Origin of the sequence: Pseudomonas sp. NFPP02 (assembly GCF_900119355.1) — a bacterium.
GTDB classification, from domain to species: domain Bacteria; phylum Pseudomonadota; class Gammaproteobacteria; order Pseudomonadales; family Pseudomonadaceae; genus Aquipseudomonas; species Aquipseudomonas paracarnis.
In genome coordinates this window covers 426,722-442,343 of sequence record NZ_FPJI01000003.1, presented here as the reverse complement: position 1 = coordinate 442,343, position 15,622 = coordinate 426,722, and the positions used below count along the sequence as shown (strand labels likewise).

The window sequence follows — 15,622 nt, the reverse complement described above, 5'->3', positions numbered from 1 at the left end:
CCAGATTAAAAGCCCCCTCTCATGCACCCTGACGCCCTATAATGCCCGCCTTTGCGCAACTCATCAGGCTCACAGTTCTTGGCAAATATAGATAACGCGGCTGCCGAAATGGCGGCCGCAGGCTTTTACCGCATCGCCCTGGGCGTGGAATACAAAGGCTCGCGCTATCGCGGCTGGCAGCGTCAGGCCTCCGGGGTGCTGACGGTGCAGGAAACCCTGGAAAACGCCCTGTCCAAAGTCGCCAACTCGCCGGTGTCGCTGATGTGTGCCGGGCGTACCGATGCCGGCGTACACGCGTGTGGCCAAGTGGTGCACTTCGACACCCAGGCCGAGCGGTCGATGAAGGCGTGGGTGATGGGGGCTAATATCAATTTGCCCCATGATGTCAGTGTCAGCTGGGCCAAGGTCATGCCGGCGCATTTTCACGCCCGTTTCAAGGCCATCGCCCGCCGTTACCGCTACGTGATCTACAACGATCAGATCCGCCCGGCGCACCTCAATGAAGAAATCACCTGGAACCACCGCCCGCTGGATGCCGAGCGCATGGCCGAGGCCGCGCAGCATTTGGTCGGGGTGCATGACTTCAGCGCGTTCCGTGCCGGGCAGTGCCAGGCCAAGTCGCCGATCAAGGAAGTCCACCACCTGCGGGTGACGCGCCACGGCAAGATGATTGTGCTGGATATCCGTGCAGGTGCCTTCCTGCATCACATGGTGCGCAACATCGCTGGCGTGCTGATGACCATCGGCACCGGTGAGCGCCCGGTGGAGTGGGCCAAGGAAGTGCTGGATAGCCGCATTCGCCGCACGGGCGGGGTCACGGCGCATCCGTTCGGCCTTTACCTGGTGGATGTGGAGTACCGCGACGAGTTCGAATTACCGGAACGCTTTATCGGGCCGCACTTCCTCACCGGTTTCAGCGAACTTGGCGGCTGACGCCCGGAAAAGCTTTTGTTACCATCCGGGACTTTCTCGGTCCAACCCTGAGGTTCCTACGACATGTCAGCCGTTCGCAGCAAGATTTGCGGGATTACCCGCATAGAAGACGCGCTGGCGGCAGTCGAAGCGGGGGCGGATGCCATTGGCCTGGTGTTTTATGCCAAGAGCCCACGGGCGGTGAATGTGCTGCAGGCGCGGGCGATCATCGCTGCATTGCCGCCCTTCGTGACCACCGTGGGGTTGTTCGTCAACGCCAGCCGCTGCGAGCTCAACGAAACCCTGGATGCGGTGCCGCTGGATATGTTGCAGTTCCATGGCGACGAATCGCCAGAGGAATGCGAAAGCTATCAGCGCCCGTACATCAAGGCGTTGCGGGTCAAGGCCGGGGACGATATCGCCGCAGCCTGCGCCGCTTATACCGGCGCTCGCGGGATTCTGTTGGACACCTACGTCGAAGGCGTACCTGGTGGCACGGGCGAGTCGTTCGACTGGACGCTGATTCCCGAGGGGTTGAGCAAACCGGTCATTCTCGCGGGTGGGCTCACTCCAGCGAATGTCCAGGCGGCCATCGAACAGGTCCGGCCGTATGCCGTGGACGTCAGCGGTGGGGTGGAGCAGGGCAAGGGGATCAAGGACCCGAGCAAGATTCGCGCGTTCATGCAGGCCGTGCGCAACAGCAGGGGTGGGATGTGACGGCTGGCAGTCTGCCGCCGTCCATAACTACCACTGTGTAAAACAGCCCGGCGCCGCCTGTGGGTGGCCCGGAAACGAAGTGGCAACCCTGCGCTGGCAGGTTGTCTGGAAGGCTGAGGATACGGGCGGGAAATGGCAGGTCCAACGTCTGACCCCGTCCCGTCTGTGTCATCGCCACATATGAATTTAGCTCAAGGGCATACGCGGGGCTGTGTTCGAGCCACCGGTACTGGAGAAAAGAAAGCATGAGCAACTGGTTAGTAGACAAACTGATCCCTTCGATCATGCGTTCCGAGGTGAAGAAAAGCTCGGTTCCTGAAGGTCTGTGGCACAAATGCCCATCCTGCGACGCGGTGCTGTATCGCCCGGAGCTGGAAAAGACCCTGGACGTTTGCCCCAAGTGCAACCACCACATGCGTATTGGCGCACGCGCCCGTATCGACATCTTCCTGGATGCCGATGGCCGTAATGAACTGGGTGCCGACCTGGAGCCGGTTGACCGTCTCAAGTTCCGCGACAGCAAGAAGTACAAGGACCGCCTGGTCGGCGCACAGAAGCAGACTGGCGAAAAAGACGCGCTGATTTCGGTCAGCGGCAAGCTGCTGGGCATGCCGGTAGTAGTCTCGGCCTTCGAATTCTCCTTCATGGGCGGTTCCATGGGTGCCATCGTCGGTGAGCGCTTTGTTCGCGCTGCCAACTATGCCCTGGAAAATCGTTGCCCAATGATCTGCTTCGCCGCCTCCGGTGGTGCGCGTATGCAGGAAGCCCTGATTTCCCTGATGCAAATGGCCAAGACCTCGGCGGTACTGGCGCGTCTGCGTGAAGAAGGCATTCCGTTCATCTCCGTACTGACCGACCCGGTCTACGGCGGCGTCTCCGCCAGCCTGGCGATGTTGGGCGATGTGATCGTTGGCGAGCCTAAAGCCCTGATCGGTTTTGCCGGCCCGCGCGTAATCGAGCAGACCGTGCGGGAAAAACTGCCGGAAGGCTTCCAGCGCAGCGAGTTCCTGCTGGAGCACGGTGCGATCGACCTGATCATTCCGCGTGGCGAACTGCGCCCTCGCCTGGGCAGCCTGCTCGCGCAAATGATGGGCTTGCCGACGCCTGTGTACATCGCGCCTAAGGTCGAGCCGATCGTCGTGCCGCCGGTGCCAGCAAACCTATGACCCAACGTACCCTGGGCGAATGGCTCGCCTACCTTGAGCAGTTGCATCCGTCCGCCATCGACATGGGCCTGGAGCGCTCGCAACAGGTAGCGGCCCGCCTCGGGTTGGGCCAGCCGGCACCGCGTGTGATCACGGTGACCGGCACCAACGGCAAAGGCTCCACCTGTGCCTTTGTCGCCGCGCTGTTGCAGGCCCAGGGCCTCAAAGTCGGCGTGTACAGTTCGCCGCACCTGCTGCGCTACAACGAGCGGGTGCAGCTCAATGGCGTCGAAGCCACTGATGCCCAGCTGTGCGAAGCCTTCGCAGCCCTGGAAGCCGGGCGTGGCGACATTTCCCTGACCTATTTCGAGATGGGCACCCTGGCGGCGTTCTGGCTGTTCGAGCGTGCGCAACTGGATGTGGTCGTGCTGGAAGTCGGCCTCGGCGGGCGCCTGGATACTGTCAACGTGGTGGATGCCGACCTGGCCCTGGTAACCAGCATTGGTGTCGATCATGCCGATTACCTGGGCAATACCCGCGAATCGGTGTCTTTTGAAAAGGCCGGGATCTTCCGCCAGGGCCGTCCGGCGCTGTGTGGTGACCTGGACCCGCCGCAACCCTTGCTCGACAGGGCGCGCGAACTGGATTGCCTGTTCTACCTGCGGGGTCGCGAGTTCACCCTGGACATCGGCGACACCCATTGGCAATGGCGTGGGCAGGATGCACGTGGCCAACGGGTAGAGCTGCTTGATTTGCCGTTGCTGAACCTGCCGATGGAAAACGCCGCGCTCGCGCTGCAAGCCTATTTGCTGCTGGACCTGCCGTGGGACGCCGCGCAGATCGCGGCGACCTTGCTGGCAACGAAAGTGGTGGGGCGCCTCGATCGCCGAACCTTCGACTGGCAAGGCAAGCGCCTGAGCCTGATGTTGGATGTAGGCCATAACCCCCATGCTGCGCAGTACCTGGCTGAGCGTCTGGCGCGTACGCCGCCGGTGGGGCGTCGCCTGGCGGTGTTCGGGTTGTTGGTCGACAAGGACCTGGACGGCGTGGTTGCGCCACTGCTGGGCAGCGTCCAGTCTTGGGCCGTTGCGCCGCTGGACACGCCACGCAGCCGTCCTGCGGTTGAGTTGGAAACTGCCTTGCAGAACCTTGGCGCGCCGGTGACGTCGTATGCAAGCGTCACTGCAGCCCTGGAGGCGCAGTGTGCGGTAGCGACGGCCGAGGACGAAATCCTGTTGTTCGGATCATTTTATTGTGTTGCCGAGGCGCTTGAATGGCTGGCCCGGCGCTCCACGGAGGAAGCTGCACATGGCATTACTGGATAGCGCATACAAGCAGCGAATGGTCGGGGCCCTGGTGCTGGTGGCGTTGGCGGTAATCTTTTTGCCGATGCTGTTTTCCCGCCAGGACGAACAGCGCCAGGTGGTGGTTGAAGCTCCCGCTGCGCCCCAGGCGCCGGTGGTGCCGCAGGTTCAGGTCGAACCGGTGGTCGTGCCTGAGCCTCAGGTGTTGCCGGAAGAGCCTGTGCCCGTCGAGGAGGAGGTCGTCACACAGCAGGCGCCTTCACAGGCCCCTTCGATGCCGGTGCAGCCAAGTGTGCCGGTGGTCAAGCCAACGCCAGCCCCGGCTGTCGCCGCCAAACCGGCTGCACCGGCGCCAGCGCCCAAGCCGGTAGCGCCGCAGCCTGCAGCGCCTGGCAAGCCGGATGTGGGGCAGAGTCGCATCGACCCTAATGGCCTGCCGATCAGTTGGTCGATCCAGCTGGCCAGCCTGGCCAATCGCGAAAGTGCCGACGCCTTGCAGAAAAAGCTGCGTGCCCAGGGGTATAACGCTTATATCCGCAGCGCTGACGGCAAGAATCGTGTGTTTGTCGGGCCGCTGATCGAGCGTGCGGAGGCAGATCGCCTGCGCGATTTGCTGGGTCGTCAGCAGAACCTCAACGGGTTTGTGGTGCGTTTCCAGCCCGAGCGCGGCTGAACGGGCAATATGCTCTAAATGTGGGAGCTGGCTTGCCTGCGATGACGGTGGTTCAATCGACAACGATGTCGAGCGTGCCGCCTTCATCGCAGGCAAGCCAGCTCCCACATTGGTTTGTGCTGGGGTTGAAATGCGATTGGCCCGTCACAATCTATTGATTTGCAAAGCACCCGCAATCACCGCTTACCGATAGCCCGGCGCTCTGCTAAAATGCGCCGCCTTATCCGTACGTAGGCTGCACTGTGCCATTTACCTGGGTTGATTGGGCGATCGTTGCAATCGTCGCCATCTCCGCTTTGATCAGTCTGAGCCGCGGCTTCGTAAAAGAAGCACTGTCGTTGCTGACCTGGATCATCGCAGGAGTCGTAGCCTGGATGTTCGGTGGTTCACTGTCGGTCTACCTGGCCGGGTACATAGAGACACCTTCGGCTCGCGTCATCGCGGGCTGCGCCATCATGTTCATCGCCACGCTGTTGGTGGGGGCAATGGTCAATTATCTTATTGGCGAGTTGATACGTGTCACCGGCCTCTCCGGGACCGATCGATTTCTCGGCATGGCCTTCGGGGCTGCGCGTGGCGCGTTGCTGGTGGTCGTGGCGGTCGGGCTGTTGAGCCTGGGGCCGGTACAGCAGGATTCGTGGTGGCAGGAGTCGGTACTCGTGCCAAAATTTCTATTGGTTGCAGACTGGTCCAAGAACCTCATCCTGGGGTGGAGCAGTCAGTGGCTGGCCAGCGGAATCAGCGTACCCGCTGATCTTCCGTTCAAGGAGCACCTCTTACCGGCCAAAACGCCTCAGTAAGCTGTGTTCAGTCAAGATTCATTAAGTAGGGGTTGCGTCGCATGTGTGGCATCGTCGGTATCGTCGGTAAGTCGAACGTCAATCAGGCGCTGTATGACGCGCTAACCGTCCTCCAGCACCGCGGCCAGGACGCTGCCGGTATTGTGACCAGCCACGACGGCCGGTTATTCCTGCGCAAGGACAATGGCCTGGTGCGTGACGTGTTCCATCAGCGTCACATGCAGCGCCTCGTCGGGCACATGGGCATTGGCCATGTGCGCTACCCGACTGCCGGTAGTTCGACCTCGGCCGAAGCTCAACCGTTCTACGTCAACTCGCCTTACGGCATCACCTTGGCGCACAACGGTAACCTGACCAACGTTGAACAACTGGCCAAGGAGATCTACGAATCTGACCTGCGCCACGTCAACACCAGCTCCGATTCGGAAGTGCTGCTCAACGTGTTCGCCCACGAGCTGGCCCAGCGCGGCAAGCTGCAGCCGACCGAAGAAGACGTGTTCGCCGCCGTGATCGACGTGCACAACCGTTGCGTCGGTGGTTATGCGGTGGTGGCGATGATCACCGGTTACGGCATCGTTGGTTTCCGCGACCCCCACGGCATTCGCCCGATCGTGTTCGGCCAGCGTCACACCGACGAAGGCGTCGAGTACATGATCGCTTCCGAAAGCGTGTCCCTGGACGTGCTGGGCTTCACCCTGATCCGCGACCTGGCGCCGGGCGAGGCTGTCTACATTACTGAAGACGGCAAGCTGCACACCCGTCAGTGCGCCGTAGCGCCGAAACTCACCCCGTGCATCTTCGAACACGTCTACCTGGCGCGTCCGGATTCGATCATCGACGGCGTCTCGGTCTACAAGGCGCGCCTGCGCATGGGCGAGAAGCTGGCCGAGAAGATCCTGCGCGAGCGTCCCGAGCACGATATCGATGTGGTCATCCCGATCCCGGATACCAGCCGTACCGCTGCGCTGGAGCTGGCCAACCACCTGGGCGTCAAGTTCCGCGAAGGCTTCGTGAAGAACCGCTACATCGGCCGTACCTTCATCATGCCCGGCCAGGCTGCACGCAAGAAATCGGTACGCCAGAAGCTCAACGCCATCGAGCTTGAGTTCCGCGGCAAGAACGTAATGCTGGTAGATGACTCCATCGTGCGGGGCACCACCTGCAAGCAGATCATCCAGATGGCCCGCGAAGCCGGGGCGAAGAACGTGTACTTCTGTTCCGCTGCGCCTGCGGTGCGTTACCCGAACGTGTACGGTATCGACATGCCGAGCGCCCATGAGCTGATCGCGCATAATCGTTCGACCCAGGACGTGGCCGACCTGATCGGCGCCGACTGGCTGATCTACCAGGACCTGCCGGACCTGATCGAAGCGGTTGGCGGTGGCAAGATCAAGATCGAGCAGTTCGACTGCGCCGTGTTCGACGGCAAGTACGTGACCGGCGATGTCGACGAGGCCTACCTGAACAAGATCGAGCAGGCGCGCAACGACTCGTCGAAGATCAAGACACAGGCGGTCAGCGCGATCATCGACCTCTATAACAACTGAGTAAACACCGGCCCTGAGGGGCCGGTTTTGTATCTTAAACAAAGAATTGAATAAGGAGTCGCAGCATGAGTCAGGAATGGGATGCCGGTCGGTTGGACAGCGACCTCGATGGCGTAGCTTTCGATACCCTGGCTGTGCGCGCCGGCCAGCACCGTACCCCGGAAGGTGAGCACGGCGACCCGATGTTCTTCACCTCCAGCTACGTGTTTCGTACTGCCGCCGACGCCGCTGCGCGGTTTGCTGGCGAAGTGCCGGGCAACGTGTATTCGCGCTACACCAACCCGACCGTGCGTGCGTTTGAAGAGCGCATCGCGGCTCTGGAAGGTGCCGAGCAGGCCGTGGCGACTGCCACCGGCATGGCGGCCATCCTGGCCGTGGTGATGAGCCTGTGCAGCGCCGGCGACCATGTGCTGGTATCGCGCAGCGTGTTCGGCTCGACCATCAGCCTGTTCGAGAAGTACTTCAAGCGTTTCGGTATTGAAGTCGATTACGTGCCCCTGGCGGACCTGTCCGGTTGGGAGGCGGCCATCAAGGCCAATACCAAGCTGTTGTTCGTCGAATCGCCGTCCAACCCGCTCGCTGAGCTGGTGGACATCGCCGCGCTATCCGAAGTCGCCCATGCCAAGGGCGCGATGCTGGTGGTGGACAACTGCTTCTGCACCCCGGCCTTGCAGCAACCGCTGAAGCTGGGTGCGGACATCGTGGTGCACTCGGCAACCAAGTTCATCGACGGCCAGGGCCGTTGCATGGGCGGCGTGGTGGCCGGTCGCAGCGAGCAGATGAAGGAAGTGGTGGGCTTCCTGCGCACCGCCGGCCCGACCCTCAGCCCGTTCAACGCCTGGATCTTCCTCAAAGGCCTGGAAACCCTCAGCCTGCGTATGAAAGCTCATTGTGCCAACGCCCAGGCCCTGGCCGAGTGGCTGGAGCAGCAGGACGGTATCGAGAAGGTGCATTACGCCGGCCTCAAGAGCCACCCGCAACACGCCTTGGCCCAGCGTCAGCAGCGTGGCTTCGGCGCGGTGGTGAGTTTCGAAGTCAAGGGCGGCAAAGACGGTGCCTGGCGCTTTATCGATGCGACGCGCTTGATCTCCATTACCGCCAACCTGGGTGACAGCAAGACCACCATCACCCACCCGAGCACCACCTCCCACGGGCGCCTGGCGCCGCAGGAGCGTGAAGCGGCCGGTATCCGTGACAGCCTGATCCGCATCGCGGTGGGCCTGGAAGACGTTGCTGACTTGCAGGCAGACCTGGCCCGCGGGCTGGCGGCCTTGTGATCGAGTGGTCCATGGAGGCCGCAGCGGCCAGTAACGGGCGCGTGGCGTTGGTGACGGGCGCGGCGCGGGGCATTGGCCTCGGGATTGCCGCGTGGCTGATCAGCGAAGGCTGGCAGGTGGTGTTGACCGACCTGGACCGCGAGCGCGGTGCCAAGGTGTCCAAGGTGCTGGGCGACAACGCCTGGTTTATCACCATGGACGTGGCCGACGAGAAGCAAGTGGCCCAGGGTGTCGCCGAGGTGCTGGGGCAGTTCGGGCGCCTGGATGCGTTGGTGTGCAACGCGGCGGTGGCCGACCCGCGCAATATCACCCTGGAAAGCCTCGACCTGGCGTACTGGAATCGGGTGCTGGCGGTCAACCTCAGTGGGCCGATGCTGCTGGCCAAGCACTGCGCGCCTTACCTGCGTGCCCATGGCGGTGCCATCGTAAACCTGGCCTCGACCCGGGCGCGTCAATCCGAGCCTGACACCGAAGCCTATGCGGCCAGCAAAGGTGGGCTGTTGGCCCTGACCCACGCCCTGGCCATGAGCCTGGGGCCGGAAGTGCGGGTCAATGCGGTCAGCCCTGGCTGGATCGACGCACGTGACCCGGCTGCGCGGCGTGCAGAGCCGCTCACCGACGCCGATCATGCCCAGCATCCGGCGGGCAGGGTGGGGACGGTGGAGGACGTGGCGGCGATGGTGGCCTGGTTGCTGTCACGCCAGGCCGGGTTCGTCACCGGGCAAGAGTTCGTGGTGGACGGCGGCATGAGCAAGAAGATGATTTACAGCGAGTAGGGCGGGTAGCTGTCTTGAAGCCATTTTGTCTTTTTCAGAAAAACTTCAAGCAGGCTATTGACTTAGGTCCGCTACCTGCGTAAATTTCGCGGCCTCAACGAAGCAAAGGGTGATTAGCTCAGCTGGGAGAGCATCTGCCTTACAAGCAGAGGGTCGGCGGTTCGATCCCGTCATCACCCACCACTTCTTGAGAGTTTTGCCCTAGGGCAAGACGCAACGTTAAAGGTTGCACCGACGCGCAGCGGTAGTTCAGTCGGTTAGAATACCGGCCTGTCACGCCGGGGGTCGCGGGTTCGAGTCCCGTCCGCTGCGCCATATTTTCCAGGTTCGATATGTCGGGCTTGAGATTGAACAGCCAAGGCTGATCGATCAGATGTTTAAAGGTGGTTGAGGGTTCATGCTCAATCAGCCAAGCGATACGCAGCGGTAGTTCAGTCGGTTAGAATACCGGCCTGTCACGCCGGGGGTCGCGGGTTCGAGTCCCGTCCGCTGCGCCATATCTGCATCAAGGCCCACTGAACGCCTTGAAGCACAAGGAAAGCCACTGGCTCACCTTGATCCGATAGCAAAGACCCTGGTCGAAAGACCGGGGTTTTTTGTGTCTGGGGTTTGAAAAAAAGCCTCATCTTCTTCGCTACCAACAGCGCTCATTATCGGCAAACGGCCGGCAGAACATTTCGATTCTGTCGGCCGTTTTGCGTTCTTGTGTCAAAAAATTTCAATGTGGTTATTTGCCGCAGGCGCAGAAACCTTTAAAGTTAACCCTTCGGTCAACTTTGCACTGTCATCATGGCCTTTTGATTCGTCGAGAAAGGTTTCTGCAAGTCTCCAGATTTGGTGTACTTAACCATAAGGGCGGATTTATAACCGCTCAGAGGATGATCCATGTCCAACCGTGAAATAACCCGGCGCTCGTTCCTCCAGGGCGGGCTGGTGGCGGGTGTGAGTGTCACGCTCACGCCGCTCAGCACCCAGGCGCTGGCTGCCTTGATGGAAAACAGCGTGACCGTGCCGTCTGAAAAGTGGCTTGGCCATAACGGCAAGGCGCGCCAGCGTAACGATGCCTTGTCGAAAGTCTGCGGCAGCAAGGTGTTTGCCCGCGACATCCGTTCCAAGGACATGCCTGGCTGGCCCCAGCAGCAAGGTCACGCCATGTTGCTCAAAACCATCAAGGCCGACCACATCTACGCGGGCTACGACCTGTCGTGGCTTGGCGCCGAGCTGCAGCCGGACCGTATTGTCACCGCTGCCGACCTGGACAAGGACGGTATCGTCTTCCCGGAAGAACATGCGCCGGACCCGTTGCTATCCGAGGGCAAAGTGCCGATGTTCATCGGTCACCCGGTGGCGATCCTGATCTGGAACGACTTCGAGCGTTTCCGTCAGGCCAAGAACAAACTCAAGTTCAATGACAAGGCGATTCGTTACGGCGCCAAAGTGCCGTATTACGAAGGTGACCCCTACGGTAGCTTCCGCTACGTGCGCGTGGGTGGCCCGACCTCGGCCGATGAAGACGAATTCGCCAGCCTCAAGGATTCGATCCTGTTCCCGATGCTGAAAAACCGTCGCCCAGTGTGGAATTCCCAGCCGAACCTGCACGGCAACCTGACCGAGCGCGGGCTGTTCTACGCCGAGCGCATGAAGAGCCAGATCAACACGCCACCGGACAACTGGCTAGTGTTTGACGAGCGCTACAAAACCCCGTCGATCGAACCGGCCGCCATGGAGCCGGACAACGGCAACGGTTGGTACGATCCAGCAACCAAAACCCTGCACTTTGTGGTGGCCACCCAGTGCCCATTGGAAGTTGCGACCGAGACCGCCAAGATGATCTCGCCGTCGCGCTTCGGCCTGGCCAACCTGAACATGCATCCGGGTTATACCGTGGGTTACGGTTCCAAAGACCACAACATTTTCGTCTACTACGCCGCCCTCGCTGCGTTGTATGGCGCCGGTGTGCCGGTGCGCCTGGCCAACGACCGTTACGAGCAATTCCAGAGCGGCATCAAGCGTCACCCGTTCGATATCCGCTATCAGTTGGCGGTCGACAAGAACGACCACAGCTTCAAAATCTTCCTCGCCGACATGAGCGTCGACGGCGGTGGCCGGATCAACTACAGCCCATCGGTGGCTGCGGTCGGCGCCACGGCGGCGCAGTCGATCTACTACATGCCGCAGAACGACCTGCAAGTCACCGCGTACCATTCCCGTGGCGTTGAAGCCGGTTCGATGCGGGGCTACGGCACCCTGCAAAGCATGGCGGCGACCGAAATGATGGTCGACGAAATCGCCGGCCGCCTTGGTGTGGATGCCATCGAGCTGCGGCGCAAGAACGCATTGCGTTCGGGCATGAAGAACACCCAGGGCGCGATCCCTGCCGGTGCGTTGCGGCTGCACGAAATTCTCGACAAGGCCGCTGTGCACGACGTGTGGAAAAACCGTGACGCGATCAAGCAACAACGCGAAGCCGCAGACCCGGATAACTGGTATGGCGTCGGTTTTGCCATCTGCCAGAAAGACTTCGGCACCGGTTCCGAAGCGCCGATGGCCAGTGTTGAATTCAGCGCTGACGGTCGCATCAGCCTGCGCCACATCGGAATCGAAATCGGCACCGGCATGTCCACTTCGCAGTCGCTGGTGGTTGCCGACTTCCTCGGCAGCCCGGCCCACGAAGTGAAGACCGGCGAAACACAATGGCAGGAAATGCAACTGGTCACCGGCGGCAACCCTTACACCATGAGCCAGGCCGAGCAGGACAACCTGCTGCGTAACCCGCGTTGGGTGGGCAAGCTCGCGTCGGCGTCTTCGGCGACCAACTCGGCGTACTACTTCAGCCACGCCACCCGCGAAGCGGCGCGTGTGCTGTTCAACCACGGCTTGTGGCCGGCAGCGCTGGAGATCTGGCGCCAGGGCCCGTTCGGCGGCCAGGCCAACCCCTATGTGGTGCGCCGCGAAGACGCACATTGGGTGGACGGCAAGCTCACCGCCAACGGCATGCAGCCATTGAGCTTTGAAGAACTGGCCAGGCGCGCTCATGAGCGCGGCCTGGTCACCGCTGCCACGGTCCACGGGTTCAACCGCTGGAGCTGGGCCGAGGCTGAGTACAGCATCGACGGCGTGCGCGAGCGCCTGCCGCTCGACGGTCTGGCGGTGAAATACGGCGACGGCGCGCCGAAAGCCAAGCAGGCGCTGATGAGCACTGCCGGTTTCCACCTGCTCGATCGCCAGAACGTCAGCTATCCCGCCACCCAGTTGAATAACGCTGCGGTGACGTACTACAGCCCCGTCGCCACGTTGGTCGAGTTGAAGGTCAACAAGGGGTCAGCGCAGGTCGAAGTGCTCAATCACCATTCATGGGTCGAGTGCGGGCGTGTGCTGGTTGAAGAGTTGGTCAAGGGCCAGCTCGAAGGTGGAGTGGCCATGGGCATCGGTCACGCGTTGATGGAGGAAATGCCGTTGTACGAAGGCGGGCCGGGGGAGGGCGACTGGAACTTCAACCGCTACCGTCTGCCGATGGCGCGTCACGTTGCCGTGTGGAAGCAGACCTCGGAGATTCTGCCGGCGCTGTCGCCAAGCGACCCGTCCAAAGGTATCGCTGAAGTGGTGATGATCCCGATTGTCGGGGCCATCGGTAATGCGGTGGCACACGCCATCGGTAAACGTGTTCGCGACCTGCCAATCACGGCTGCACGCATCAAGGAGGCCCTCAATGGCTAACCGTCCGCTTCAACTGACCCTCAATGGTCAACCCGTCGGCCCGGTGGACATCCCTGATGACCTGCCGATGATCGACTACCTGCACGAATACAAAAACCTCACGGGCTCGCGGCTGGGCTGCGGCCAAGGCATTTGCCACGCCTGTGTGGTGATCGTCGACAACCCGGACGGCACCAGCGAAGAAGTGCGCACCTGCATCACCGGCGCGCATTACTTCGAAGGCAAGCAAGTGCGCACTATCGAAGGCCACGCCAAGCGCGATGAGTCGGGCCAGGTCACTGAGCTCAACCCGATCCAGCAGCGCTTCGTGGATGAGTTCGCCTTTCAGTGCAGCTATTGCGCGCCGGGCTTCGTCAACGCGGCGACCGTGTTGGTGGAGAAACTGCAACGCCAGCCGACCGTGTACAGCAAGCTGGAACAAGTCATCGAGGACAGCCTCGGTCATCACGTCTGCCGTTGTACCGGGTACGTGCGCTATTACAACGCCACCCGCAACGTGCTGACCGATCTCGGCCTGGTCAAGGAGGGTTAAGCATGAAGCTTTTTCTGACCCGCCTGGCCTTGGCGGTCGGCCTGGCCGCGCCGGTATTGTTTGCCCACGCTGGTGATCAAGCCAAGCGCGGCGAATACCTCGCCCGCGCCGCTGACTGCATGGCCTGCCACACTGCACCGGGCGGCGCGCCGTTTGCCGGCGGCCTGCCGATTGTCTCGCCGTTTGGCACCATCTATGGCACCAATATCACGCCAAGCAAAGAACACGGCATCGGCTTGTACAGCGATGACGAGTTCTTCGCCGCGTTGACCGAAGGCAAGCGTCGCGACGGTGCGTACTTGTATCCGGCGATGCCCTACACCTCGTACCACCTGATGCCGCGTGAAGACTCGGACGCCATTCATGCGTACCTCAAAACCATCGAGCCGATCGAGCGCGCAGCGCCTGTGACGAGCCTGAGCTTTCCCTTCAACGTGCGCCTGGGCCTGATGGGCTGGAACGTGCTGTACGGCAAAGCGCTGAAACTGGAACCGGCCGAAGGCAAGAGCGAAGCCTGGAAGCGCGGCCAGTACATGGTCGAAGTGCTCGGCCACTGCGGCGAATGCCACACGCCACGTGGCCTGCCCGGTGCGATGGAGCTGGACAAGCGCCTGACCGGCGGCATCCTCAATGGCTATCTGGCGCCCAGCCTGCTCGCCACCGACCTGGCCGCGCGCGGCTGGAATGAGCAGGACCTGGCCACGTTCCTCAAGCATGGCATGAGCGCACAAGGGACGATGTTCAACGAGATGTTCCCGGTGTTCCACAACAGCACCCAGGGCCTGAGCGATACGGACCTGGCCGCGATGGCGACCTTCCTGCTCGGTGATAAACCGCCGGCAGCCAAGGCGCTGGTCGAAGTGCCGGTGGAACACCTTGGCCCGAGCGCTCAGCGCGGCCGCCAGGAATACCTGAACGTCTGTGCCGGTTGCCATGCCGCGGGGGGCGAAGGCAAGCCGCACATCGCGGTGGCGATGCGCGGCAACACCACGCTGCGTCTGGAAGACCCGCGCAACTTGGTGCGGGTGATCGAGGACGGGATCGGCGAGCAGAAGTTCTCCGGGTTCGAGCACATGCAACCGATGCCGGGCTTCGCGGGAAAACTCAGCCCGGAACAACTCACCGACCTGATCAATTACCTGCGCCAAGGTTGGGGTGGGCAGTCGGCGGAGTTGGCGGTGAGCGATGTGCAGAAGCTGCAGGCTGAGGCGCCGTCCATCGAGCACAAGGCGCACTGACATGCAGCATCTGGACCTGCAGGTGATACGACGGGCGCTGGCGTGGTCGGTGGCGGGGCAGCGCATTTGGCTCTGTACGGTGCTGGCCGCCTACGGCTCGGCGCCGCGGGCGCCGGGTTCGCTGCTGGCGGTGAACGCCGCTGGGCAGTGGATTGGGTCGTTGTCGGGTGGTTGCGTCGAGGAAGACTTTCTCGAACGCGTCGCCGAAGGTGCGTTTTTCGCTGCGGTCAACGTGGTGCGCTACGGCGCAGGGGGCGATCCGCGCTCGCGGGTCAGCCTGCCCTGCGGCGGCATTCTCGATGTATTGGTTGAGAAGTTCGAGCCTGACTGCGAGGTGCGGGCGCACCTGCGTGAAGTGGAGTCGGCGCTGCTCGGGCAGCGCCGCTTGATTCGCCAGGTCGACCTGGCCAGCGGGGCGCGCAGCCTGGTCGCTGATTGTGAGCAGGGCGTGCGCATCGAGCGTGACAGTGAGCGGGTGCGCATCCGCGTCGGTGCGGCTCAGCGTTTATTACTGGCCGGGTACTCCAGCGTGGCGCAGGCGTGTGCCGAGTTTGCAGTCGGCCTTGGGTTCGAAGTGATTCTCTGCGACCCACGTGATGAAGTGCTCGAAGGCGTGGTGCTCAATGGCGTGGAGATTCGTCGCCAGTTGCCGTCGGTGTTTATTGCCGACGGCGGCTGTCACCGTGATACGGCGGTGGTTGCGCTGACGCATGACCCGCGTATCGACGATCTGGCGATGATGGAAGCGGTGCGTACCGACGCGTTCTACATTGGCGTGATGGGGTCGTTGCAGACCTCGCAGAAACGGTTTGAGCGACTGCGCCGCGTCGGTGGGTTGGGGGAGCCTGAACTGGCGCGGATACACGCGCCTATCGGGCTTAACCTGGGCAGCAGGACGCCGTCGGAAATCGCGCTGGCAGTATTGGCCGATATCGTGCGGATTCGTAGCGGGATTGCTCGCGACCAGCTCTGAGGCGCAGCCCT

The 15,622-nt window shown here is 62.0% G+C and carries 13 protein-coding genes and 3 tRNA genes; all 16 read left to right on the top strand.

All coding sequences use genetic code 11. The features are described 5' to 3' along the window. Window positions 1-108: 108 nt before the first annotated feature. The 16 genes from truA (at window position 109) to BT204_RS08030 (ending at window position 15,611) form a co-directional block, all read left to right on the top strand. The gene (truA, locus tag BT204_RS08105) at window positions 109-933 is read left to right on the top strand and encodes a tRNA pseudouridine(38-40) synthase TruA (RefSeq protein WP_054898765.1); all 825 of its coding nucleotides are present in this window, start codon (window positions 109-111) and stop codon (window positions 931-933) included. A 63-nt stretch (window positions 934-996) separates the two neighbouring features. Then, entirely contained in the window at window positions 997-1,629 is a 633-nt protein-coding gene (locus tag BT204_RS08100) for a phosphoribosylanthranilate isomerase (RefSeq protein WP_057977621.1), read from the top strand. Between the two features lie 245 nt (window positions 1,630-1,874). Then, window positions 1,875-2,795, top strand: coding sequence for an acetyl-CoA carboxylase, carboxyltransferase subunit beta (gene accD / locus BT204_RS08095; RefSeq protein WP_003192545.1), 921 nt, complete (start codon window positions 1,875-1,877; stop codon window positions 2,793-2,795). Then, a complete protein-coding gene (gene folC, locus BT204_RS08090) occupies window positions 2,792-4,099 on the top strand; it encodes a bifunctional tetrahydrofolate synthase/dihydrofolate synthase (protein WP_054898766.1) in 1,308 nt (435 codons plus the stop codon). The genes accD and folC overlap by 4 nt, the downstream gene beginning before the upstream one ends. Further along, a complete protein-coding gene (locus tag BT204_RS08085; protein ID WP_014719152.1) occupies window positions 4,083-4,751 on the top strand; it encodes an SPOR domain-containing protein in 669 nt (222 codons plus the stop codon). The genes folC and BT204_RS08085 overlap by 17 nt, the downstream gene beginning before the upstream one ends. A 242-nt stretch (window positions 4,752-4,993) precedes the next feature. Further along, window positions 4,994-5,551 (top strand): CvpA family protein, encoded by a 558-nt coding sequence (locus BT204_RS08080; RefSeq protein WP_003192538.1) that lies wholly within the window; start codon window positions 4,994-4,996, stop codon window positions 5,549-5,551. 41 nt (window positions 5,552-5,592) lie between these two features. After that, window positions 5,593-7,098, top strand: coding sequence for an amidophosphoribosyltransferase (purF, locus tag BT204_RS08075; protein ID WP_003192537.1), 1,506 nt, complete (start codon window positions 5,593-5,595; stop codon window positions 7,096-7,098). A 65-nt stretch (window positions 7,099-7,163) separates the two neighbouring features. Then, window positions 7,164-8,375 (top strand): O-succinylhomoserine sulfhydrylase, encoded by a 1,212-nt coding sequence (locus BT204_RS08070; protein WP_014719150.1) that lies wholly within the window; start codon window positions 7,164-7,166, stop codon window positions 8,373-8,375. An 11-nt stretch (window positions 8,376-8,386) separates the two neighbouring features. After that, complete coding sequence (locus tag BT204_RS08065; protein ID WP_003192533.1) at window positions 8,387-9,151, top strand: SDR family oxidoreductase; 765 nt, start codon at window positions 8,387-8,389, stop codon at window positions 9,149-9,151. 107 nt (window positions 9,152-9,258) lie between these two features. Then, window positions 9,259-9,334: transfer RNA gene (locus BT204_RS08060), tRNA-Val, on the top strand. A gap of 55 nt (window positions 9,335-9,389) precedes the next feature. After that, window positions 9,390-9,466, top strand: a tRNA-Asp gene (locus tag BT204_RS08055). Window positions 9,467-9,571: 105 nt separating this feature from the next. Beyond that, window positions 9,572-9,648, top strand: a tRNA-Asp gene (locus BT204_RS08050). Between the two features lie 388 nt (window positions 9,649-10,036). Next, window positions 10,037-12,868, top strand: a complete 2,832-nt coding sequence (locus BT204_RS08045; protein WP_072446278.1) for a xanthine dehydrogenase family protein molybdopterin-binding subunit — start codon at window positions 10,037-10,039, stop codon at window positions 12,866-12,868. Continuing rightward, window positions 12,861-13,400 carry a (2Fe-2S)-binding protein gene (locus BT204_RS08040; protein ID WP_054922414.1) on the top strand — a complete coding sequence of 180 codons (540 nt, stop codon included), beginning with the start codon at window positions 12,861-12,863 and terminating at the stop codon, window positions 13,398-13,400. Before BT204_RS08045 ends, BT204_RS08040 begins: the two co-directional genes overlap by 8 nt. Window positions 13,401-13,402: 2 nt before the next feature. Beyond that, entirely contained in the window at window positions 13,403-14,638 is a 1,236-nt protein-coding gene (locus BT204_RS08035) for a c-type cytochrome (RefSeq protein WP_072446276.1), read from the top strand. 1 nt (window position 14,639) lies between these two features. Beyond that, window positions 14,640-15,611: an XdhC family protein gene (locus BT204_RS08030; protein WP_072446274.1), complete on the top strand. Its 972-nt coding sequence runs from the start codon at window positions 14,640-14,642 to the stop codon at window positions 15,609-15,611. Window positions 15,612-15,622 lie beyond the last annotated feature (11 nt).

Coding starts and splice junctions, on each gene's coding strand:
- truA (WP_054898765.1), top strand. CDS start 109: ATGGCGGCCGCAGGCTTTTACCGCATCGCCCTGGGCGTGGAATACAAA.
- accD (WP_003192545.1), top strand. CDS start 1,875: ATGAGCAACTGGTTAGTAGACAAACTGATCCCTTCGATCATGCGTTCC.
- BT204_RS08035 (WP_072446276.1), top strand. CDS start 13,403: ATGAAGCTTTTTCTGACCCGCCTGGCCTTGGCGGTCGGCCTGGCCGCG.
- BT204_RS08040 (WP_054922414.1), top strand. CDS start 12,861: ATGGCTAACCGTCCGCTTCAACTGACCCTCAATGGTCAACCCGTCGGC.
- BT204_RS08045 (WP_072446278.1), top strand. CDS start 10,037: ATGTCCAACCGTGAAATAACCCGGCGCTCGTTCCTCCAGGGCGGGCTG.
- purF (WP_003192537.1), top strand. CDS start 5,593: ATGTGTGGCATCGTCGGTATCGTCGGTAAGTCGAACGTCAATCAGGCG.
- BT204_RS08100 (WP_057977621.1), top strand. CDS start 997: ATGTCAGCCGTTCGCAGCAAGATTTGCGGGATTACCCGCATAGAAGAC.
- BT204_RS08085 (WP_014719152.1), top strand. CDS start 4,083: ATGGCATTACTGGATAGCGCATACAAGCAGCGAATGGTCGGGGCCCTG.
- folC (WP_054898766.1), top strand. CDS start 2,792: ATGACCCAACGTACCCTGGGCGAATGGCTCGCCTACCTTGAGCAGTTG.
- BT204_RS08030 (WP_072446274.1), top strand. CDS start 14,640: ATGCAGCATCTGGACCTGCAGGTGATACGACGGGCGCTGGCGTGGTCG.
- BT204_RS08065 (WP_003192533.1), top strand. CDS start 8,387: ATGGAGGCCGCAGCGGCCAGTAACGGGCGCGTGGCGTTGGTGACGGGC.
- BT204_RS08070 (WP_014719150.1), top strand. CDS start 7,164: ATGAGTCAGGAATGGGATGCCGGTCGGTTGGACAGCGACCTCGATGGC.